Here is a 20,340-nt window from a genome sequence, read left to right on the forward strand (position 1 = left end):
AGAAAATGACTTTTACAACGACAAATTAAAAAAATGGGACAAATTGCAACAGAAATTGACAAGCGGCAAAAATTAACTTATACTAGAAGAAAAATGCGAAGGAGCGATATCTATGAATGCGAAGCAGAAAGAGCAGACCATTGAAGAGATAAAGAAGCTTTTAGAAGAAAATAATGGCATTGTGAAAGCCGAAAAATTATATCCTTTGGGATTGACCTATAAAAGTATTCAGGGACTGGTGAAAGCCGGCATACTTGACCATGTAAAGAGTGGATATTATTCCATGGGGTATGAAGAGAAGCCGCAGGAAGAAATTATTCTGGGACTGTTTCCGGATGGAATCTTATGTATGGACAGCGCCCTTTACTATTACGGTTATATTGAGAAGCGTCCTTATGAATGGAGTATTGCCATTAGCAAGAATACTTCGAAGTCAAGGTTCCGCATGGAATATCCGGTGGTGAAACCATATTATACAGAGCCGGAAGTCATGGAGCTTGGCGTAACGGCCATTCCTTTTGCCGGTGGCGAGATGAAGATTTATGAAAAAGAGCGTCTTATCTGTGACTGCCTCAAGTACGAGGAACGTCTGGAGCGGGAGGATTTAAAGAAGGCGCTGCTGGCATTTATCAATGAGCCAAAGAAAGATATTGCAAAATTAATGGAATATGCCAGAGCCCGCAAGGTTGTGGCAAAGGTTCAGAGCAGAATTGGAGTGTGGCTGTAGTGGCAGAGTGCATACTGAGAGAATCATTGATCCGGCAGAGAAGTGAGGACTTGCAGATCCCTTTTGTGGACCTGCTTCCTTCTGCGGTAACCGAGTATTTTCTATATCAGATAAGTAAATCAACATTTGCAGAGAAGCTTTATCTTAGAAATGGCAGCAGCCTCGGTGTGGAGAATTATCGCCGGAAGAGAGTCTTTTCCCTTTCCTATTATTATCAGGTGGTAAAGGATGAGCATTTAACGGAAATACAGTTAGGGCAGCTCATGAAAGAGGTGTTAAGCCGGAAGCCGGAGTATGTCTATCAGATAGAGAAAGAAAGGGCGGGCAGCTATCAGATAGAGGTGCTGGCAAAATCAAAGGAGCATGAAGTTCCCATTACCCTGCGTTTTCAGGAGCTTCGGGACGAGCAGATGCAGCCTGCCCATGGAGAATTGCCATTTTTCTTACAGGAGAATACGGTAATCCAGTTTCTGCAATATCCTTATGAGCAGGTTGTGGCAGAGAATTTTGTGGAAATCTTAGAGAAAATGGAATTAATCAACGACCTGTCCTGCTATGAAGAAATTTATGGAATCTTAAAGAAAGAGGCGTTAGATGGCAGAAAGGTTGAGCAGCAGATTATTGAAATTGGAACAAAGAGAGAGCTGTTCTTTGGAAAAGACCGGCTGGATACCGTCCTTCACTATAAGGATTATACTTATATGAAACGGAAATGGACGGCATACTTAAAGAGGGAACGCAAAAAAGAGCCAGACTGGGTGGAAGTGATGACTCTTTTGGAAGCCTTCTTCCCACCGGTTTGGCGTGCAATTATCAGAGATGAAATTTTTATCGGAGACTGGATGCCGGAGCTGTGCCGTTTCCTGTAGATACTTAATGGCTATAGTCGCGGATCAGCGTCTTTAAGAAGCCGAGAAGTGACTTTGGCTTGCGGAAGTCAAAGCAAGGAACTTCTTCGCATTTGTAACCGAAATCACTGGCGATGGCAACAAGACCGGAAAGGGGATGCAGCGGAGTCTCATTTAACTCACTGCTCAAAAGCTCGATTTTAAAGCAGTCTTCATCTTCTAAATCGCAGGTGAGGATGAGGTCTACATTTGTAATATTGGAAAAATCTTTTTCTGAATCAAAGATGGCAGCCTTAATGCCATCTTTTTTTAATGCCTCCAATAGCTGGATGCAGAAGGTCTTTTTATCAATGATGGAATCCCCCACCAGCGATACCACAGGAATAAAAGAAATAATATTGCCTGTTGCCGGAAGCTCCAGATTGCTGTCTTCATCAAAAAGCTCTCCCCGTTCAGAAAGCAGCTTTAAGGCATGATAATAATGGGTGCGGGTATTGATGTTAAAAAATTGTTCATTCAGTGGAACCGGACATACTTTAGCCAGTTCGTCTTCCGGGATATAGCCGGCATTGCATTTCTCATGAAGCCGGTTAAAGGAATATTGGTGAAAGAGCATGGCTTTTCCCACCTGCGGAATGCAGCTTTTAGAATAGACTGCGGAAAGTGTCTCCAGCTGGTCATTGGCACGCTCAATCGCCCAGATAGGATGCTCCTGTGGCTGTGACAGCAGGTAAAGCCCCAGTGCCGGTTCTACAAAAGGTGTATCTACGGAAATGAAGAAGGCACGTTCCTCAGAGATCATGGAAAGTGCGCTGAAGATACCGGACAGCGGACCGGCATTTCCATAGATGTCTCCAATGGTTGTCACCGGAAGATTCAGATGCGCATAATCATTTTTCTGCTGGACAGAAAGGTAGATTTTTGGAAAATCCGGCTGAAATTTCCGGACCAGATATTCAATCAGGCAGCAGTCCCCAAAAGGGAGCAAAGCCTTGTCCGTTCCAATTCTTGTACTTTTTCCACCACATAATATAACCAGTGCATGACTCATAACATTTACCTCATGTAATATTTACCTTCTCAAAAGTTCTTCCATCATAACATAAATCAGTCTGACTGTAAAACAAACATATCATTTCTCATATGTACCCGTTCAATTTCATTACGGCGGTAGCTCTGAATCAGATAGTGATTTTTCTGGTCAAAGAACAGAGCAATCTTCTTCGTAAATATGGAAGTTCCCGGCGTATATTCAATGATGTGCAGGGATGCACGGTATTGTTTCTTTATTTTCCAGATGTCCATAAGACCGATTCCGCTGCCGCCACTGTCCTTGTGGGTGGTGTGCCGGGTCTGACCAAAGTCCTCAAAGAGCTGCACATCAAAGGCATTTCCACTGTCAGAAATCTCCAGGGTGGAAGTATCTTCGTCATGACAAAGGCAGACAGAAAGACTGCGCACCTCATTATCACCAATGGCAATCATGGCATTTTCCAGCAAATCCGCCAGAAGGTGGGAAAGGTCTTCCCCGGAAATGATATCTTCCGTCATTTTTACAATATTGCCTGTGATATGCAGGGAAAAGTTGATGTTCTGCGCCAGGGCACGCTGCTGCATATAGGTAAAAAGCGCATCTAAAACACAGACCCCGGTCACCGGAAGAGCGTGTTCATCATGGCGGTAGGAGTTCAGCGTACCTTTCCGATCCTGTGCCATGGTCTTTAACCCGCTGGCAAGCTGTTCGCCCTTCTTTCTGGTATCATCGTCTGTAGCTTCCGTTTCTAAGTATTCGCAGACAGCCAGTTCCATTGCCGGAATCAGCTTGTTATCTTTATGAATAATCTTAGCCAGGGCATCATTATTTTCCTCTAATTTCCGGATGCGGTTATCTTTCTCAATGAGTTCATTCTGCAAAGCCTTAAGCTCCGCCTGCCGCAGCTTCTCCCGGTAGTCACGGGTAATCCGGAACCGCCACCAGCAATAAAGCAGAAGTCCAATCAGGAAAAGGGCAATGAGGAGAAAGAGGAACTGCATGTCAGGAATGGAATCATAAAAGCTGATTATGGTAACAATGAGCAGAATAAAACAGCTTAAGATGAAACCTGTGGCAGAAGAGCCGATTTGATAGAGAAATGGCATGCCACGGCGGAGCCTTTTGATTTTGAAAAGAAGGAATATTAAGAGCGATTCAAGAAGTCCACCAGTAAATTGTATTGCTACATAGGGTAAATCATAGCGTCCATAGAAAAAGGGTGCAATTACCAGGGCGGTAAGCAAGGCTGCAAGAAGAAAGAGAATATAATGAATCCCTTCAGAAATAACCAGTGTTACAAGACTTAATGAAATTGTTTTCTGGGTAAAACGAGACAATATAAAAGTATTAAAAAGTATAATTGTTGGAAAAATGAAAATGAAACTATTAGCTTCTAAAAAACAAAAAAGAAAACTATCTATAAGAAAGATAATGAAAAAGGATATTTTCTGAAGAATTTTAGGATTTTTCAAATTAAGGAGCTTATAAAAAAGATAAAAGCTACATAAAAAGTTAAAAAACCAACGAATGCTATCTTGAATCATACATAACCTCATATAAAGAAAGAAAAAAGCATATAAAATGCAATCTGTAATGCAACTCCGTTAACCAGTCGGTTTTTTCTATACTCTTCTTACATTTTGAGAAGGAGGAAGAAAAAATGGCTTGGTTTTTAGATTTTATAAAAAAATATTTTGGTTAACGTCCATCCGTAATCTTTTCCGCGTAAAAGTAAATGAACTCCTTAATGGTAGGCATTCCGCGGTCAGGATTAATGTGGGCAGTGTAGCAGTTAAGAAGAGTTTCGGTGTCATTGGAATTCCATGCGCGGTTAATGGCATTCTGCATGGCACGTTCCACACTGGAATTACTCTTCTTATACTTGTTACCAAGAATCTGGGAAATGTTTGTGGTCGGTCCATCAATTGTTATCATAATGGCATCGGTCAGATATTTGTAACCAACAACCTTTGGACTGATACCAATGAGCTCCAGTTCCCGGTGGATTCTGCGGATAAGTCCCTGCTCTAAATCTTTTTGATTATCTTTCATATAAGAAGTATTGGATGTGGATTCTGTCATTTCAATCATAGGAAGAAGCTGTTCGAGAAAATCAACAGCAGATTCCGGAGAATAAGAATCTTCATATTTGCCGATAATGAAATCAGCACCAAGTCTTCTGGCAGATTCCAGCGTGATTTTGCTGGAGTTGTAAGTAGTGACAAGAATATAAGGCTTTTTCTCTAAGCCCAGTTTATTTAAGTCAGAGAGGAAAAACAGTCCGTTTCCACCGCCGTGATGCAATTCCAGATCAAGAATAACAGCGTCAGGAAGCGTATTCTGTACATATTGAATGCCAACATAAGAATTATTGGTGACGCCGGCTAAATCCATATTATCTTTAGTTGCAATATAGTTTGAAATACGATTGCAGGTGTTCATATCATCTTCGATTAATAAAATGTGGAGCGTTTTTTCCATGTACAAGTCCTCCTGATTTACTCATATATCGTTTCAATAAAATAACATTTCACAAGGCATCTTTAAAATTAAGCTTATTATATCTCAAAAACCCCTTTAAAACAACAAAAAACAATACAAACCAACGAAAACCAACAACAAAAGCGTAAAGTTTGTGTTGGAAAAAAGTGGTAAACTACCCAGTAAGGAGTATCGATAAAGAATTTGAGTTGTGTAAAGTTATCATATAGATTCGGGTGGCTGCTTTCAAAGCAGTCACCCGAAAGTCGTTTCTGGAGAGTCTGAATAGAAGCCGTTGACTTGGACAAAATAGTAGAATATAATAAAAGTACGAAAAAACATACGGATTTTAATACGAAAAGAGGTGAGAATATGATAGCAGTAAAATCAATGAATGTAAGAGACCATTTTAAAGAGTGGTGTAATAAGGTAATAAATGGAGAGACTATTATTGTATCAAGACCAAAGAATGAAAATATTGTTATGATGTCTGAAGCAGAATATAACGATATGAAGAAAGCTCAGAGAAATGCAGATTATCTGGCTATGCTGGACAAATCTATGTCCGAAGCGGAATCTGGTGGAGTTATTGTAAAAACAATTGGGGAATTGGAGAATTTATAGGTGAATATCATTTTTACACCGACTGCCTGGGAGCAGTATACAGAGTGGCAGCGGGAAGATAAGAAAATAGTAAAACGCATTAATGAATTGATAAAAAGTATAGACAGAGAGGGATTGGCACAGGGAATAGGAAAGCCGGAACCATTGAAATACAGGAAAGTCTGGAGCAGGCGGATTACGGATGAACACCGCCTTACATACAATTTTGATGTAAATTTAAATTTAATTATTTATACTTGCAAATATCATTATGAAGAGTAGAACAATGGAAAAAAACGCAACTTACAGGAAGTACAGACCGAAAGGTGAACCATGACATATATAAAAGATGAATTATGTAAACTTGCATCCTCTGATATGTATCCCCTTCATATGCCGGGACATAAGCGGAGACTGGATTGTGACATCAATCCTTATACATATGATATTACAGAAATAGATGGATTTGATAATCTGCATGCCGCAGAAGGAATCATAAAGGAAGCCGAGGAGCGGGCAGCCGCATTATGGGGCGCAAAGAGTTCTTTCTTTCTGGTAAATGGAAGTACCTGCGGTATTTTAGCAGCACTCAGTGCCGCATTACCGAAAAAGGGACATCTTCTGATGGCACGAAACAGCCATAAGGCAGCATATCATGCAGCATATTTAAGAGAGTTACAGGTGACATATCTCTATCCGGTATTTACAGAATTCGGGATACAGGGTGGAATACTGCCGGAGCAGGTGGAAGCTGCATTAGAAGCGGATGAAAGTATTGAGGCTGTGTTTCTTACATCACCAACCTATGATGGAATCGTATCAGATATAGAAAAAATAGCAGAAATTGCCCATCAGCATGGGATTCCGCTGATTGTAGACGAAGCTCATGGTGCGCATCTTGGCTTTCATCCGTATTTCCCAAAATCAGCTATTACACTGGGAGCAGATGTGGTAATCCAGAGCCTGCATAAGACGCTTCCGGCACCTACACAGACTGCAATTCTGCATTGGAATTCTTCATATATAAAGAAGGAGCGGTTGGAGTGGTTCTTAAATATCTATGAAACCAGTTCTCCATCCTATTTATTCTTGGCCAGCATGGATGAATGTGTGCGTCTTCTGACGGAAGAGAAAGAGAAGTATTTTGATGCATATGAGAAGCGTCTGAAAGACTTTTATGAAAAAGCATCCCATTTTTCTAATGTGGAAGTCATGGGAGAAGTGGATTTAAAAGAGACAGAAGGCTTTGCCAAAGACCCGTCGAAGCTGGTACTCCGTGCCACGAAAGCCGGACTTTCCGGGGAAGAGCTGTATCAGCTGCTCAGGGAGAAATACCATTTGCAGTTAGAAATGTGTCAGGGAGATTATGCGCTGGCAATGACCAGTATTTATGACAGCGAGGAAGGTTTTGACCGGCTGTATGCGGCACTGGAAGAAATTGATAAAAAAGAAGCCGCAGCAAGAAGAACAATAACGCCGCAGTTTCTGACCGAAGCCTATGCAAAGCGGACGGTCCGCATATCCATTGCAGAAGCGCTGGATGCAAAGACAGCGGAAATAGGACTGAAGGAAAGTGTTGGCAAGACGGCTGGAGCATTTGTCTATCTTTATCCGCCGGGTATCCCGATGCTGGTGCCGGGAGAAGAGATTTCCAAAGAAGCAGTGGCAGTGATAAAAACCTGCCGGGAGAATGCATTTCATATTCATGGCGTGACTGAGGGCGGAAAGATAAAAGTTGTCATTTCCTGAAAATTATTTTATACTAGAAAACAGACGGCAAAACCGTAGAAACAGGAGATTTACACATGGGAAAGATTTTCTGCCTGATGGGCAAGAGCTCAACAGGAAAAGATACCATATATAAGATGCTGCGGGATGAGAAAGCGTTGCAGCTTCAGACGATTGTACCATATACTACCCGGCCGATCCGTGCCGGCGAGGCGGAGGGCGTAGAGTATCATTTTATTGATGAACAAAGGCTTTTGAAGCTCGAAAAAGAAGGAAAAGTCATAGAGCAGCGCGCATATGATACTATATACGGAATCTGGCGCTATGCCACAATTGCAGACGGGCAGGTCAATCTGTCGGAGCACAGTTATCTTCTGATTGGCACCCTTGCCGTGTATACACAGCTTTGTGCCTATTATGGAAAAGACGCAATCGTACCGATATATATAGAAGTAGAAGATGGTTTACGTCTGCAGCGGGCATTGGACCGGGAGCGGATGCAGGATAAGCCAAAGTATACAGAGCTTTGCAGGAGATTTCTTGCAGATGATGCGGATTTTGCAGAAGAAGCATTGGAAAAGGCAGGAATTACCAGACATTTTGAGAATGATAATCTGCAAAAGACAGTAGAGGAAATTGCAGCTTTTGTGCTATCATATAATGGATAGGTGATAAAATGGAGATTAGAGTAAACGACACTGCACCGGTGAATCAGACCACCGGAACCACGCCGGTAGACACCGGAGACGGCAGCTTTAAATTTACATTGACCAGTGCAATCGAAGAGCAGGAGCTTCAGCAGCGGTTGAACAGCCTCTTAGATGACATTACCAAGCAGGGTAATCTTATTGCACAGCATATGGACATCCGGGACATGAAGAAATACCGCGGACTGGTGAAGGATTTCTTAAATGAAGTCGTAACCCGTTCCCATAAATTTTCCAGAGAGAACTTTCTCGACCGGAAAGGCCGTCATCGTGTCTATGGAATCGTCAAGTTGGTGGATAAGAACTTAGACGAACTGGCGGAAGAGCTGGTGAAGGATGAGTCGGACCACATTACCATATTGGATAAAATCGGGGAAATTGCAGGATTATTGCTGGATATTTTCACGTAAAAACAGGGCAGCCTAAGACAGCAGGAAGCTTCAGGAGAAAGGAGCGCACATGGCAGGATTTGCAGAAATCATTGGACATGAACAGATTATAGAGCATTTACAGAATGCAATAAAAATGGATAAAATATCCCATGCATATATATTGAACGGACCGGACAAATCCGGCAAGAAAATGCTGGCGGAGGCATTTGCCCAGACCCTGCAGTGTGAACAGCACGGCATTGAGCCCTGCATGAAGTGCCATTCCTGTAAGCAGGCAGTGAACCACAACCAGCCGGACATCATTTATGTCACACATGAGAAGCCGAATACGCTTTCCGTGGCAGATATCCGCAGCCAGCTTGTAAATGATGTAGATGTGAAGCCATACAGCAGCAGATATAAGATTTATATTGTAGATGAAGCAGAGAAAATGAACCAGCAGGCGCAGAATGCACTGTTAAAAACCATCGAAGAGCCGCCGGCATATGCGGTTATCATTCTGCTGACTACCAATGCGGATGCATTTTTACCGACGATTCTTTCCCGGTGTGTGGTATTGAACCTTAAGGTAGTTTCCGATGATAAAATCAAAAAATATCTGATGGAGCACTGTAAAGTGCCGGATTATCAGGCGGATGTGTGTGTGGCATTTGCCCAGGGAAATGTGGGAAAGGCAATGGCGTTGGCTTCTTCGGATGATTTTCAGGAGCTGAAAGCTGCAGCTGTGCAGTTATTAAAGCGAATCCATGAGATTGAGCTTTATGAATTTAAGGAAGCCATCAAACAGATTAACGAATATAAAATGGAAATCAACGATTATCTTGATATCATGATGATCTGGTTTCGTGACATTTTATTATATAAAGCAACAACAGATGTAAATGGACTGATATTTAAGGATGAAGTCTATGACATAAAGAAGCAGGCAAGCAAGAGTTCCTACAGTGGAATTGAAGCAATATTAGAAGCGTTGGAAAAGGCAAAGGTGCGCCTTACGGCAAATGTCAACTTTGACCTTGTGATGGAATTGTTGCTGCTGACAATAAAGGAGAATTAGAATGACAAAAGTAGTTGGAGTCAGATTCCGCAGAGCCGGAAAGATATATTATTTTGACCCGGGTAAAGCAAAGATGGCGGCAGGCAGCCATGTTATCGTGGAGACTGCCCGTGGCATAGAGTACGGAACTGTGCTGATTGCCCCGAAAGAGGTAGACGATAAAGCAGTGGTTCAGCCATTGAAGCCGGTCATCCGCGTGGCAACACCGGAGGACGATAAGACCGAGCAGAGAAATAAAGAGAAAGAAAAAGAAGCATACAAAATCTGTCTTGAGAAAATTGCAAAGCATAAGCTTGAAATGAAGCTGGTAGAAGCAGAGTATACCTTTGATAACAATAAGCTTCTGTTTTACTTTACCGCAGACGGACGAATTGATTTTCGTGAACTGGTAAAGGATCTGGCAGCAGTATTCCGTACCAGAATTGAGCTGCGCCAGATTGGAGTGAGAGACGAGACCAAGATTTTAGGCGGAATTGGAATCTGCGGAAGAGAATTATGCTGTAAATCCTATCTGGCTGATTTTGCTCCGGTATCCATTAAGATGGCAAAGGAGCAGAACCTGTCCTTAAATCCGACTAAGATTTCCGGTGTATGTGGCAGACTGATGTGCTGTCTGAAAAATGAGGCTGAAACATACGAATATTTAAACAGCCGTCTTCCGAATGTGGGTGATACCGTTACCACAATTGATGGATGTAAAGGTGAAGTACAGAGCATTAACGTATTGCGTCAGCTGGTGAAGGTCTTAATCGAAGTAAATGATGAGAAAGAACTTCGGGAATATAAGGTAAAAGAGCTGAAGTTCAAGCCAAGAAGACGCAGAGACAATATCAAACTTTCTCCGGAAGAGATGAAAGAGCTGGAAGCCTTAGAGGATAAGGGAGGAAAGTCTAAGATTAATGACGTCAAGTAATGAGATTCAATTAAAACCGGATGAGCGTGTGGACGAGCTGAATCGCAAGGGTTATCGTATCATTCAGGATACGAAGCAGTTCTGCTTTGGAATGGATGCGGTACTCTTAAGTGCTTTTGTAAAGGTAAAGCCGAAACAGAGAGTGTTAGACCTTGGAACCGGAACGGGAGTGATTCCCATCCTATTAGAGGCGAAGACTCCCGGAGAGCATTTTACCGGGCTTGAGATTCAGCCGGACAGTGCCGACATGGCAAGACGAAGTGTTGCGTTAAATGGATTGACGGATAAAATCGATATCGTAACAGGAGATATAAAAGATGCCTCGAAGATCTTTGGGGCATCTTCTTTTGATATTATAACCACAAATCCGCCTTATATGATAGGACAGCACGGTCTTACGAATCCGGAGGAAGCAAAGGCAATTGCCCGCCATGAAATATTGTGCAATCTTACGGATATTATGAGGGAGAGTGCGAGAATACTAAAGCCGGGGGGACATTTTTTTATGGTACACCGCCCGTTTCGTCTGACAGAAATCATCTGCTGTATGCATGAGCATCGCATCGAGCCAAAGCGGATGCGGCTGGTATATCCATATGCAGACCGGGAGCCGAACATGGTACTTATCGAAGGCTGCAGAGGCGGGCGTTCCCGTATGACGGTGGAGAAGCCGCTGATTGTATACAAGGAACCGAATGTATACACCGATGAAATATATGAGATTTATGATTTGTAATGAAAGAAAGGAAAGACATATGTTTAATGAGATAACAATTGGACCGTTGACACTTCATACGTATGGACTGATGATTGGACTTGGATTCTTAGCCGCATATGCGATGTGTTATTACCGTGGAAAAAAGATGAAAATGGAAAAAAGCGGAGATATCCTTTATGGAATCTTCTGGTGTGCCATCATCGGCGGACTGGTGGGAACCAGATTGCTTTATTATATTGTAGAGATTCCGGAGATTATCAAAGACCCATCCATTCTCTGGAACTTTAAAAACGGTTATGTAGTATATGGAGGAATTATCGGAGGAATCTTAGTATCCTGGCTTTACTGCAGGATAAAGAAGGTATCTTTCATCGAATACTTTGACCTTGTTATGCCGGCAGTAGCACTGGCACAGGGCTTTGGAAGAATCGGATGTTTCTTTGCAGGCTGTTGTTACGGAAAAGCAACGGACAGCTGGTTTGGAATTACCTTTACTCATTCCGACTATGCTCCAAATGGAGTCAAGCTGATACCAACACAGCTTATTTCATCTGCAGGAGACTTCATGATTTGCCTGATGCTGCTTGCTTATGCAAAGCGTAAGCCGAAAAAAGGCAGAGTGGCATCCTTATACTTAATGTTCTATGGAATCGGAAGATTTGGTGTGGAATTTTTAAGAAGTGATTACCGCGGAAGCGTGGGATTCCTTTCTACTTCCCAGTTTATTTCCATTGGTATTGTGGCAGCAGGCATCATACTCTATCAGATGTTGCCGCGCATTTATGAAGATGCGAAGAAAGCGGAGTAAGAAGATATATAATACCACTTAAATAAAAGAGGATAGATTATGGCAGGAAAACTGTATCTGTGTGCAACACCCATTGGAAATTTAGAGGACATCACGTTCCGGGTATTGCGTACCTTAAAGGAAGTAGATTTAATAGCGGCAGAGGATACGAGAAATTCCATTAAGCTCTTAAATCATTTTGAGATTAAGACACCGATGACCAGCTATCATGAATATAACAAAATTGAAAAGGCATACAAGCTGGTAGAGAAATTGCAGGAAGGCAAAAATATTGCCCTGGTAACAGATGCCGGAACACCGGGTATTTCTGACCCGGGAGAAGAACTGGTCCGTATCTGTTATGAAAATGGCATCGAAGTAACATCCCTTCCGGGACCGGCAGCCTGCATTACTGCATTGACCATGTCTGGACTTCCCACCAGACGATTTGCCTTTGAGGCATTTCTTCCAAGAGATAAAAAAGAGCGTGCCAGAGTCTTGGAGGAACTGGCTCAGGAGAGCCGAACCATGATAGTATACGAAGCTCCACACCACCTTCTCAAGACCTTAAAGGAGCTTTATGAAGTTCTTGGAAACCGTGAATTAACGGTCTGCAAGGAGCTGACCAAGCGATATGAGAACACGACAAAAACGACATTCGAAGATGTCATAAGATTCTATGAGGACAACGAACCAAAAGGAGAGTACGTTTTAGTTATTTCCGGAAAGACATTTGAGACAAAGGAACAGGAAGCAAGAGAAGCCTGGGAGAGCCTTTCCGTCGAGGAACATATGGCACATTATGAGGCTTCCGGCATGGAACGGAAGGAAGCCATGAAGCAGGTGGCAAAGGATCGTGGCATCAGTAAACGTGATGTATATCAGGCACTGTTAAAGTAGAAGTTAAATAGTCTGCCGGTAGTAGTCCTTTAAATATTTTTTTACAATATCAAAAGGTGCAGGACCGATGGACAACACTGCCTGGTGAAACTGTTTATCGGAATAGGAATCCCCGAAGGTTTCTTTGGCGTAGTCCTTTAGCTGAAGGAATTCCAGGCAGCCAATATAATATTTGAGATAATGAGCCGGCTCCGCTACGATATAGTCGTAGATTTCGGAGACGGCTTCCTTATTGTCGATGCCATAATCACTTAAGAAGTCCTTAAGGTCACTGAGTGTCCAACCCTTTGCATGAATGGATAAATCTGCGGTGGCATAGAGGCTCAAAAGAGCGGACTGGTTGTGCATAAGGAGCGAAGCCTTTTCCTCCGGCAGACCGGCATAAGAGTAAGAGAGCATTTCCACATAAGTTGCCCAGCCCTCTACATAGCCGGGATAGTTGAGAATACTCCGGATGGGTGCACAGCCGGAGGCAGACGTAGTGGTAGTCTGATAGAGATGTCCCGGGAATCCTTCGTGCGCCAGTGTGGTGAAAAGCTCGAAGCCTTCGTAGTGGCTGCGGGGATTGATATAGATGACATTATGGGAAATGTTATCGATAGGGGCCGTCAGATAAAAGGCGGGAGCCATGGAATCCTGCATACAAGGGTCCACGGAGCGGACGGAAAAATCCGTAGAGACCGGCGGCAGGAAATCCTTTGTAATAGCGGAAGAAAGACAGGTAAGCATCTCCTCCGGGGTGGCATCCTTCATTGGAAAATCATCGGTAGCAAGAGAGATACCGGGATGACTGGCAGCAATCCCGTTGATGGCAAGAAGGTCGGATTTCCGTTGCTTTTCCGTCATTTCTAAAAGTTCATCTATGGAATGGGAAGAGCCGGTGGCATCATAAACCAAAGCAGCATAATAGTCTGAGCCATCCGGAAAATAGCAAAGTCCGGCGGAGTTGCTGCCACTACCCTTGTGCTCCACCAGAAAATCCCGCAAAGCTTCATAGGCTGGCAGAACATATTCCCTAAAAGCACTTTCATTTTCGATACAGTAGGAAGCCTGTTCCTCTGCTGTTAAATCAGGAAGTTCCGCTACTTTATTACGAAAAGTAGTAATCAGATAATGCTCAGAACTGTTATCACAGAAGGTATTTAAGTCTGCAATCAGCGTATCCGCCTGGGTATCCGAAAGAAAAAGTCCCTCATTGATTTTATTCGTTTCATAATCTAAGACAGAATCAAAGCAGGATGGGATCAGTGAAAGCAGAGTCAGATAATCCTCCACATCTTTACGGTCATAGAAATGGTATTCTGATAGCAGAACCGGAAGCTGGGCAGGAAATCCGGTGGAAGGACGCAGGATTTCCGGGTAATAGGTATAGTCCGACTGACTGCGGTTAGAAGAGACATAGTCATTTAAAATATCATAAGTCAGCTTCTGCTCGGTGGTCAGTACCTCATAGTCATAGGACTGTAACCCACAGGAGATATTTTCGATATTTAAGGCAGATTGCTTTCTGGCATCGGCAGAATAATCCGGCAGAGCAATTTTATAATCGGTAATGCCATAGACTTCCGGCTGGCTTAAGGTATAGTGAAGGGTCAGGGTATCGGAGGTTACTTCGCTTTGAAATAAAAGACTGGTATATTCCTCAAAGGAAATGGAATCCGGTGCAATATAACCGGAATCAGAAGCCGACTGGTCTTTGCTGCACCCGCTTAGAAGAAATAAGGATAAAGCAAAGCAAATGGTTATCAGAAAAGGAGAAATATATTTGTGCAGCATAGACGGCCTCGGATGAAGAGTATTCAACAAAGAATATGAAAAAAATCGTATCGATATGACAAAAGAACGTGATATGGCAGAAGAGGGTGTGCTATAATCACCAGAGAAAGTAGTTCCTTCCGGGGAAACTGCATATAGTAGAGTAACGGGAAAGCAAAAGAGGTTCGAAATGAATTATCTGTGGGGATTTATGATTCTTGTGGGAGTGCTCTACGGTGCAATCAACGGAACACTGCCGGAAGTGACGGAGGCAGCAGTAAACTCTGCCAAAGAAGCAGTGGCATTAGCCATTACGATGACAGGAGTCATGGCGTTCTGGATGGGAATGATGAAAATTGCGGAATGCAGCGGCATTGTAAAAGCGGCAGTAAAGAAAATGCGGCCGGTGCTGACATTTCTTTTTCCGGATATACCCGATGACCATCCTGCCAATCATTACATAGCAGTCAACATGATAGCCAATATGTTAGGGCTTGGCTGGGCGGCAACGCCGGCAGGCTTAAAGGCAATGCAGCAATTACAGGAGTTACATATTGCCAGACTTAAGGCAGCCGGAAAAAACATACAGAAGTATTCCGGAAATGCCACAAAGGAAATGTGTACCTTTTTGATTATCAATATATCGTCTCTGCAACTGATTCCAATGAACATTGTGGCGTACCGCAGTCAGTACGGCTCGGTGCATCCGGCTGCGGTGGTGGGACCGGGACTTGCAGCGACCATTATCAGCACAGCAACGGCAGTCATTTTCTGCCGGATTGTAAGTCGAAGGAGAACGGATTAATGTATACCATAGGAATCATCGAACAGGATAAAGCATTGGGGGATGCCATGGAGCAGGTACTGGACGAAAAAGGCTATTTTACAGTGCGGGCGGATTCCCTCACAGATGCCGGGGAGTTATTTCAGCAGGTTATTGTGGATATGGTGGTATTAGACCTTGAGCAGAAGGAATTTGCCGGAAAAGAAGATGTAGCAGCAATATGGGAGAATACCTTCCTCGCCCTGGTGCAGGCAAAGCCGCTGCTATTGATTCGGCCGGAGAAAACCGGCTCTGTTTTTGAACGGTGTAAAAAATGCATAGAAAGGGCAGACGATTATATCAGAAAGCCCTTTGATATACAGGAATTCCGCATCCGCGTGGAAGTACGTCTGAGTAAGATTCCGGCAGAAAAAGAGAAAGTAAGATTTTTCTATTACGAAGAGATAAAGCTGGATATCGAGAAGCGGCTGGCGACCATTGGCGGGCAGACTACGAAGCTTACCAGAACAGAAGCTGCTATTTTAAAATGCCTGATACAGCGGAACGGACGGACAGTGACAAAGACCACGCTGTTAGATGAAATTGCAGAAGATACACCGGACTGTGTAGAAAATTCCATCAAAGTCCATGCCAGCAACTTACGACGGAAACTGCGGGAATTAAGCGGCAGGGATTACATCGAAACCCGCAAGGGCGTGGGGCTGCGCCTGCGGAAGCAGTAAAAAGAGGCATGATAGTTCTCATGTCTGCATAGAATGAAAAAGAAGCTCTTAGCAGGAGAATGAGGATGCGCTTTCTTATGTTCCTGTCAGATGCCCTGATTCCGATACTGGTCTTTTACATCGTAGGATTCGGCATTCTGATGAAGAAAAATGTATATGACGATTTTTTAAAGGGCGCAAAAGAAGGCATACAGACAGTAGTTGGAATCCTGCCAACGCTGGTGGGGCTTATGGTAGCAGTCGGGATCCTAAGAGCTTCCGGGCTGTTGGACTTCATTTCTACTACCTGCATGGGCTGGACGAAACATATCGGAATCCCTTCCGAACTTATCCCCATTGCCATTGTCAAAATGTTTTCCTCCTCGGCGGCAACCGGACTGCTGGTGGATTTATACAAGGAAGCCGGGTGTGATTCCTTCGTGGGAATGGCAGCCTCTGTCATGTTAAGCTGCACCGAGACCATTTTTTATACCATGTCAATTTATTTTATGTCGGTAAAAGTACGAAAGACCGGCTTTACGCTTCCGGGGGCATTGTTTGCTACGCTGGCAGGAATTGCGGCAAGTATCTTTTTGGCGGGACGGGTGTAGACTTTCCATAAATAGTGTGCTACACTTTTTCTGGGTTGACGAGGACTGTACAGGACTTCAGATGATGAAGATACAATTCTTCAAAAATCAGGAATAAAAGTGCTTGTAACTGTATATTATGTAAGGCAGGGACATAGAAATTTGACATTTGCAGAAGGAAGGACTATAATAGCTTTTGCAAATAAATAGCGCGGGATGGAGCAGTCTGGAAGCTCGTCGGGCTCATAACCCGAAGGTCACAGGTTCAAATCCTGTTCCCGCAACTCTTTAACCACTGTCTTATGGGCGGTGGTTTTTTACTTTACAGGAAATTGCTTTCCTGTAAAGTAAAAACCGCTCCGCGGGGATGCGCACTGCGGCGTATAAGGTAGATGTCGCAAGCGACCGCCGCAGGCGCGAGAATGTGCCAAGGCACATTCTTTTTTACGCGAGTTGCTCGCAGTTACCAACGCATCCGTAAGAAGCTGCCAGTGGCAGATTCTGTAGGTCTATTGCAGCAAATAGAGAAAAATTGGGGGTGTGACAATGACAGGAAAGATTAAAAATGAGCGAAAGAAGAAAAAACAGCAGAATATACTGTTTCGGATTTTATTTCTGCTGGCACTGGCAGTATTTTTGTATGCGGCAGTAAGATTGATTCTGTATGGAATTACTTACTGGAAAGGAAGCCATGAATATAAGGGACTGCAGAAATATGTCAGTGAGCAGCCAAAGGATGAAATCAGTACGGAAGAAAACGGAGAATTTACTGTAGATTTTTCCGGATTAAAGGAGCTGAACCCGGACTGCATCGGCTGGATCCGGTTTGAAAATATTAATATCAGCTATCCGATTATGCAGGGAGAGGATAATGAATATTATCTGAAGCATACCTTTGAGGGACAGGCTGTAACAGCGGCAAGTATTTTCATGGATGCCAACAATCATGCTGATTTTTCTGACCAGAATACCTTCATCTATGGTCATAATATGAAGGACAAGACCATGTTTGGTAAATTAAATGACTATAAGGATGAGGAATTTTATAAAGAAAATCCGTATTTTTATATTTATACACCGGATTATACCTACCGTTATGATATTTTTTCCTGTTATCTGGCAAGAGTGGATAATGAAGTGGATTTCTATACCCAGTTTGCATCCGATGAGCAGTTTCAGGAATTCTTAGATGGTGTAAAGGCGCAGTCAGCGTATGATACCGGCGTAGAAGTAACACCAGAGGATAAAGTAATTACATTGATGACCTGCAACAAGGCAGGCTATGATTACCGTTTCTTGGTACATGCGGTACAGACAGAGGCAGTTCCAAACGGTGACGTGGCACCGGCAGAGGAGAATGCAGGCACAGAAAGCGAAGCGGAATAAAAGAGAAAGACTACTTTTAATGGAACAGGAGGCAGCAGAATGGATGGTATCGAGACATTGAAGCAATGGGTCATGGACTCAGATAATATAGTATTCTTTGGAGGTGCAGGTGTATCTACGGAGAGCGGCATTCCGGATTTCCGGAGTGTGGACGGACTTTATAACCAGAAATACGATTATCCGCCGGAAACCATCTTAAGCCACAGCTTTTATATGCGTAAAAAAGAAGAATTTTACCGATTCTACCGGGATAAAATGCTGTGCCTGGATGCAAAGCCTAATGCAGCACATAAGAAACTAGCAGAGCTTGAGGCAGCAGGTAAGTTAAAGGCGGTTGTGACGCAGAATATCGATGGACTGCATCAGGCGGCCGGCAGCAAAAAGGTATTAGAGCTTCATGGCAGTGTCCACCGGAACTACTGCCAGAGCTGCGGAAAGCTATTTGATGCAGAGTACATTTTAAAGAGTAGTGGAATTCCAACCTGTGATGAATGCGGCGGCAGCATCAAGCCGGATGTGGTTTTATATGAGGAAGGCTTAGACCAGCAGACCTTAGAGGATGCAGTGTATTATATCAGCCATGCAGATATGCTCATCATCGGCGGCACTTCACTGGCAGTATATCCCGCAGCAGGACTTATCGATTATTACCGGGGCAATAAGCTGGTGCTGATTAATAAGTCCACCACGCCATTGGACAGCCGGGCAGACTTACTGATACAGGGCAGCATCGGAGCCGTATTGTCAGAGGTCTGAAAGAGGCAGAAGAAATTACCTGATAATAATAGAAGATAATCATAGAAGAAAGGGACGACATGAATAATTATCAATACGAAGTAGGCGATATTGTAAAATTAAAAAAACAGCATCCCTGTGGAAGCCAGGAGTGGGAAATTCTTCGGGTAGGAGCGGATTTCCGGTTGAAATGCATGGGTTGTGACCATCAGATTATGATTGCCAGAAAACTGGTGGAGAAGAATACCAAAGGGCTTCGAAAGAAAAATGAGCAAAAAAATGAAACAGAATCGTAAGAATAATAAGAAAAACACTTGCGAAACAGGTCAGATTATGCTATCATATAGGCTCGTGATATGTAAAAATTCCTTGCTTCCTGCATAGACAGGAGGCCAGAGACCAAAAGGAGGTAAATCTAGCATGAACAAATATGAATTAGCACTTGTTGTGAATGCCAAGATCGAAGACGATGTCAGAACTGCTACAGTTGAGAGAGCAAAAGAGTATATCACTCGTGCAGGTGGAACTGTAACAGAAGTAGAAGAGTGGGGTAAGAAGAAATTAGCTTACGACATTCAGAAAATGAGCGACGGCTTCTACTATTTCATCCAGTTCGAGGCAGAATCATCTGTTCCGGCAGAAGTAGAGCAGAATGTTCGTATTATGGACAACGTACTTCGTTTCTTATGCGTTAGAAAAGACGAGGCATAAATAGAAGAGAAGGAGAAAGTGGTATGAATAAAGTTATACTTATGGGACGTTTAACAAGAGACCCGGAGGTTCGTTACTCCAGCGGAGATAACCAGATGGCAATCGCAAGATATTCACTGGCTGTAGACCGCAGAGGCAGACGTGAAGGGAATGATGGGCAGACCGCTGATTTTATCAACTGCGTAGCATTTGGAAGAGCAGGAGAGTTTGCTGAGAAATATTTCCATAAAGGAATTAAGGTACTTGTAACAGGTCGTATCCAGACCGGAAGTTACACCAACAAAGACGGTCAGAAAGTATATACCACTGATGTCATAATAGAAGAGCAGGAATTTGCTGAGAGTAAATCAGCATCCGACAATGCAGGCGGTTTTGCACCGGCTGACAGACCTTCACCAAGCAGTGCAGGCGATGGATTTATGAATATCCCTGACGGAATTGATGAGGAATTACCATTTAACTAAATCAATAGGAGGTAATAGCCATGGCTTTCAATAAGACAGACAGAGATGGTGCGCCAATGAGAAGAAGAGGCGGAATGCACAGAAGAAAGAAAGTTTGTGTTTTCTGTGGAAAAGACAACACCATCGATTATAAAGATGTAAATAAGTTAAAAAGATATATCTCTGAGAGAGGAAAAATTCTTCCAAGAAGAATCACAGGAAACTGTGCAAAACATCAGAGAGCTTTGACAGTTGCTATCAAGAGAGCACGTCATATCGCAATTATGCCTTACGTTCAGGATTAGTCCTGAAACCGGCAGGTACACAGCGTATACAAAAGG

General features: G+C 43.3%; 25 protein-coding genes and 1 tRNA gene. 22 read left to right on the forward strand and 4 right to left on the reverse strand.

Annotated elements, in window-relative coordinates; translation table 11 throughout:
- Positions 1-112: 112 nt before the first annotated feature.
- Positions 113-727 carry a type IV toxin-antitoxin system AbiEi family antitoxin domain-containing protein gene (locus OCV43_RS06520; protein WP_022244291.1) on the forward strand — a complete coding sequence of 205 codons (615 nt, stop codon included), beginning with the start codon at positions 113-115 and terminating at the stop codon, positions 725-727.
- Positions 727-1,596 (forward strand): hypothetical protein, encoded by an 870-nt coding sequence (locus OCV43_RS06525; protein WP_262623676.1) that lies wholly within the window; start codon positions 727-729, stop codon positions 1,594-1,596. Before OCV43_RS06520 ends, OCV43_RS06525 begins: the two co-directional genes overlap by 1 nt.
- Before the next feature lie 4 nt (positions 1,597-1,600).
- Here OCV43_RS06525 and mobA read toward each other — a convergent pair whose 3' ends face one another.
- The 3 genes from mobA to OCV43_RS06540 form a co-directional block, all read right to left on the reverse strand.
- Positions 1,601-2,626, reverse strand: a complete 1,026-nt coding sequence (gene mobA / locus OCV43_RS06530) for a molybdenum cofactor guanylyltransferase (RefSeq protein ID WP_262623677.1) — start codon at positions 2,624-2,626, stop codon at positions 1,601-1,603.
- Between the two features lie 56 nt (positions 2,627-2,682).
- Positions 2,683-3,714, reverse strand: coding sequence for an ATP-binding protein (locus OCV43_RS06535; protein ID WP_262623678.1), 1,032 nt, complete (start codon positions 3,712-3,714; stop codon positions 2,683-2,685).
- Between the two features lie 592 nt (positions 3,715-4,306).
- A complete protein-coding gene (locus OCV43_RS06540; RefSeq protein WP_022244286.1) occupies positions 4,307-5,089 on the reverse strand; it encodes a sporulation initiation factor Spo0A C-terminal domain-containing protein in 783 nt (260 codons plus the stop codon).
- 372 nt (positions 5,090-5,461) lie between these two features.
- Here OCV43_RS06540 and OCV43_RS06545 point away from each other — a divergent pair, with 372 nt between their 5' ends.
- From OCV43_RS06545 to rsmI, 10 genes are read left to right on the forward strand one after another with little or no spacing between them, the layout of a single operon-like run.
- The gene (locus OCV43_RS06545; protein ID WP_022244285.1) at positions 5,462-5,713 is read left to right on the forward strand and encodes a type II toxin-antitoxin system Phd/YefM family antitoxin; all 252 of its coding nucleotides are present in this window, start codon (positions 5,462-5,464) and stop codon (positions 5,711-5,713) included.
- Entirely contained in the window at positions 5,714-5,974 is a 261-nt protein-coding gene (locus OCV43_RS06550; RefSeq protein WP_022244284.1) for a Txe/YoeB family addiction module toxin, read from the forward strand.
- Between the two features lie 51 nt (positions 5,975-6,025).
- Positions 6,026-7,441, forward strand: coding sequence for an aminotransferase class I/II-fold pyridoxal phosphate-dependent enzyme (locus OCV43_RS06555; protein ID WP_262623679.1), 1,416 nt, complete (start codon positions 6,026-6,028; stop codon positions 7,439-7,441).
- Positions 7,442-7,497: 56 nt separating this feature from the next.
- A complete protein-coding gene (locus OCV43_RS06560; RefSeq protein ID WP_117842276.1) occupies positions 7,498-8,088 on the forward strand; it encodes a nucleoside/nucleotide kinase family protein in 591 nt (196 codons plus the stop codon).
- 8 nt (positions 8,089-8,096) lie between these two features.
- Positions 8,097-8,537 (forward strand): YaaR family protein, encoded by a 441-nt coding sequence (locus tag OCV43_RS06565; RefSeq protein WP_022244281.1) that lies wholly within the window; start codon positions 8,097-8,099, stop codon positions 8,535-8,537.
- 49 nt (positions 8,538-8,586) lie between these two features.
- Positions 8,587-9,576: a DNA polymerase III subunit gene (locus tag OCV43_RS06570; RefSeq protein WP_262623680.1), complete on the forward strand. Its 990-nt coding sequence runs from the start codon at positions 8,587-8,589 to the stop codon at positions 9,574-9,576.
- 1 nt (position 9,577) lies between these two features.
- Positions 9,578-10,489, forward strand: coding sequence for a PSP1 domain-containing protein (locus tag OCV43_RS06575; RefSeq protein WP_022244279.1), 912 nt, complete (start codon positions 9,578-9,580; stop codon positions 10,487-10,489).
- On the forward strand, positions 10,476-11,225 hold the full coding sequence (locus OCV43_RS06580) for a tRNA1(Val) (adenine(37)-N6)-methyltransferase (RefSeq protein ID WP_022244278.1): 750 nt from the start codon (positions 10,476-10,478) through the stop codon (positions 11,223-11,225). The genes OCV43_RS06575 and OCV43_RS06580 overlap by 14 nt, the downstream gene beginning before the upstream one ends.
- Before the next feature lie 19 nt (positions 11,226-11,244).
- Positions 11,245-12,015 (forward strand): prolipoprotein diacylglyceryl transferase, encoded by a 771-nt coding sequence (locus tag OCV43_RS06585; RefSeq protein WP_117947534.1) that lies wholly within the window; start codon positions 11,245-11,247, stop codon positions 12,013-12,015.
- Positions 12,016-12,054: 39 nt separating this feature from the next.
- A complete protein-coding gene (rsmI, locus tag OCV43_RS06590; RefSeq protein ID WP_262623681.1) occupies positions 12,055-12,894 on the forward strand; it encodes a 16S rRNA (cytidine(1402)-2'-O)-methyltransferase in 840 nt (279 codons plus the stop codon).
- 3 nt (positions 12,895-12,897) lie between these two features.
- On the opposite strand, the gene OCV43_RS06595 is transcribed toward rsmI, so the two are convergent.
- On the reverse strand, positions 12,898-14,670 hold the full coding sequence (locus tag OCV43_RS06595) for a DUF885 domain-containing protein (protein WP_262623682.1): 1,773 nt from the start codon (positions 14,668-14,670) through the stop codon (positions 12,898-12,900).
- A 169-nt stretch (positions 14,671-14,839) separates the two neighbouring features.
- On the opposite strand from OCV43_RS06595, the gene OCV43_RS06600 reads away from it, so the two are divergent.
- The 10 genes from OCV43_RS06600 (at position 14,840) to rpsR (ending at position 20,304) form a co-directional block, all read left to right on the forward strand.
- Positions 14,840-15,454 (forward strand): nucleoside recognition domain-containing protein, encoded by a 615-nt coding sequence (locus OCV43_RS06600; RefSeq protein ID WP_117842268.1) that lies wholly within the window; start codon positions 14,840-14,842, stop codon positions 15,452-15,454.
- Complete coding sequence (locus tag OCV43_RS06605; protein ID WP_117947473.1) at positions 15,454-16,155, forward strand: response regulator transcription factor; 702 nt, start codon at positions 15,454-15,456, stop codon at positions 16,153-16,155. Before OCV43_RS06600 ends, OCV43_RS06605 begins: the two co-directional genes overlap by 1 nt.
- A 65-nt stretch (positions 16,156-16,220) precedes the next feature.
- A complete protein-coding gene (locus tag OCV43_RS06610) occupies positions 16,221-16,745 on the forward strand; it encodes a spore maturation protein (protein WP_022244272.1) in 525 nt (174 codons plus the stop codon).
- A 189-nt stretch (positions 16,746-16,934) separates the two neighbouring features.
- Positions 16,935-17,008: transfer RNA gene (locus OCV43_RS06615), tRNA-Met, on the forward strand.
- Positions 17,009-17,270: 262 nt separating this feature from the next.
- Positions 17,271-18,110 (forward strand): class B sortase, encoded by an 840-nt coding sequence (gene srtB, locus OCV43_RS06620; RefSeq protein WP_262623683.1) that lies wholly within the window; start codon positions 17,271-17,273, stop codon positions 18,108-18,110.
- Positions 18,111-18,149: 39 nt separating this feature from the next.
- Positions 18,150-18,866 carry an NAD-dependent protein deacylase gene (locus OCV43_RS06625; RefSeq protein ID WP_262623684.1) on the forward strand — a complete coding sequence of 239 codons (717 nt, stop codon included), beginning with the start codon at positions 18,150-18,152 and terminating at the stop codon, positions 18,864-18,866.
- 59 nt (positions 18,867-18,925) lie between these two features.
- The gene (locus tag OCV43_RS06630; RefSeq protein ID WP_117947476.1) at positions 18,926-19,141 is read left to right on the forward strand and encodes a DUF951 domain-containing protein; all 216 of its coding nucleotides are present in this window, start codon (positions 18,926-18,928) and stop codon (positions 19,139-19,141) included.
- Positions 19,142-19,265: 124 nt separating this feature from the next.
- Positions 19,266-19,556, forward strand: coding sequence for a 30S ribosomal protein S6 (gene rpsF, locus OCV43_RS06635; RefSeq protein ID WP_022244268.1), 291 nt, complete (start codon positions 19,266-19,268; stop codon positions 19,554-19,556).
- Positions 19,557-19,579: 23 nt separating this feature from the next.
- The gene (locus OCV43_RS06640; RefSeq protein ID WP_022244267.1) at positions 19,580-20,020 is read left to right on the forward strand and encodes a single-stranded DNA-binding protein; all 441 of its coding nucleotides are present in this window, start codon (positions 19,580-19,582) and stop codon (positions 20,018-20,020) included.
- A gap of 20 nt (positions 20,021-20,040) precedes the next feature.
- Positions 20,041-20,304: a 30S ribosomal protein S18 gene (gene rpsR / locus OCV43_RS06645; protein ID WP_022244266.1), complete on the forward strand. Its 264-nt coding sequence runs from the start codon at positions 20,041-20,043 to the stop codon at positions 20,302-20,304.
- Positions 20,305-20,340: the final 36 nt, after the last annotated feature.

The organism is Roseburia amylophila, from assembly GCF_025567465.1.
Classification (GTDB): Bacteria; Bacillota; Clostridia; order Lachnospirales; family Lachnospiraceae; genus Roseburia_C; species Roseburia_C amylophila.

Bases quoted from the DNA above. Each gene is read 5' to 3' on its own strand.
- OCV43_RS06520 (WP_022244291.1), top strand. From the start codon at position 113: ATGAATGCGAAGCAGAAAGAGCAGACCATTGAAGAGATAAAGAAGCTT.
- mobA (WP_262623677.1), bottom strand. From the start codon at position 2,626: ATGAGTCATGCACTGGTTATATTATGTGGTGGAAAAAGTACAAGAATT.
- OCV43_RS06535 (WP_262623678.1), bottom strand. From the start codon at position 3,714: ATGCCATTTCTCTATCAAATCGGCTCTTCTGCCACAGGTTTCATCTTA.
- OCV43_RS06540 (WP_022244286.1), bottom strand. From the start codon at position 5,089: ATGGAAAAAACGCTCCACATTTTATTAATCGAAGATGATATGAACACC.
- OCV43_RS06545 (WP_022244285.1), top strand. From the start codon at position 5,462: ATGATAGCAGTAAAATCAATGAATGTAAGAGACCATTTTAAAGAGTGG.
- OCV43_RS06555 (WP_262623679.1), top strand. From the start codon at position 6,026: ATGACATATATAAAAGATGAATTATGTAAACTTGCATCCTCTGATATG.
- OCV43_RS06560 (WP_117842276.1), top strand. From the start codon at position 7,498: ATGGGAAAGATTTTCTGCCTGATGGGCAAGAGCTCAACAGGAAAAGAT.
- OCV43_RS06565 (WP_022244281.1), top strand. From the start codon at position 8,097: ATGGAGATTAGAGTAAACGACACTGCACCGGTGAATCAGACCACCGGA.
- OCV43_RS06570 (WP_262623680.1), top strand. From the start codon at position 8,587: ATGGCAGGATTTGCAGAAATCATTGGACATGAACAGATTATAGAGCAT.
- OCV43_RS06575 (WP_022244279.1), top strand. From the start codon at position 9,578: ATGACAAAAGTAGTTGGAGTCAGATTCCGCAGAGCCGGAAAGATATAT.
- OCV43_RS06580 (WP_022244278.1), top strand. From the start codon at position 10,476: ATGACGTCAAGTAATGAGATTCAATTAAAACCGGATGAGCGTGTGGAC.
- OCV43_RS06585 (WP_117947534.1), top strand. From the start codon at position 11,245: ATGTTTAATGAGATAACAATTGGACCGTTGACACTTCATACGTATGGA.
- rsmI (WP_262623681.1), top strand. From the start codon at position 12,055: ATGGCAGGAAAACTGTATCTGTGTGCAACACCCATTGGAAATTTAGAG.
- OCV43_RS06595 (WP_262623682.1), bottom strand. From the start codon at position 14,670: ATGCTGCACAAATATATTTCTCCTTTTCTGATAACCATTTGCTTTGCT.
- OCV43_RS06600 (WP_117842268.1), top strand. From the start codon at position 14,840: ATGAATTATCTGTGGGGATTTATGATTCTTGTGGGAGTGCTCTACGGT.
- OCV43_RS06605 (WP_117947473.1), top strand. From the start codon at position 15,454: ATGTATACCATAGGAATCATCGAACAGGATAAAGCATTGGGGGATGCC.
- OCV43_RS06610 (WP_022244272.1), top strand. From the start codon at position 16,221: ATGCGCTTTCTTATGTTCCTGTCAGATGCCCTGATTCCGATACTGGTC.
- srtB (WP_262623683.1), top strand. From the start codon at position 17,271: ATGACAGGAAAGATTAAAAATGAGCGAAAGAAGAAAAAACAGCAGAAT.
- OCV43_RS06625 (WP_262623684.1), top strand. From the start codon at position 18,150: ATGGATGGTATCGAGACATTGAAGCAATGGGTCATGGACTCAGATAAT.
- OCV43_RS06630 (WP_117947476.1), top strand. From the start codon at position 18,926: ATGAATAATTATCAATACGAAGTAGGCGATATTGTAAAATTAAAAAAA.
- rpsF (WP_022244268.1), top strand. From the start codon at position 19,266: ATGAACAAATATGAATTAGCACTTGTTGTGAATGCCAAGATCGAAGAC.
- OCV43_RS06640 (WP_022244267.1), top strand. From the start codon at position 19,580: ATGAATAAAGTTATACTTATGGGACGTTTAACAAGAGACCCGGAGGTT.
- rpsR (WP_022244266.1), top strand. From the start codon at position 20,041: ATGGCTTTCAATAAGACAGACAGAGATGGTGCGCCAATGAGAAGAAGA.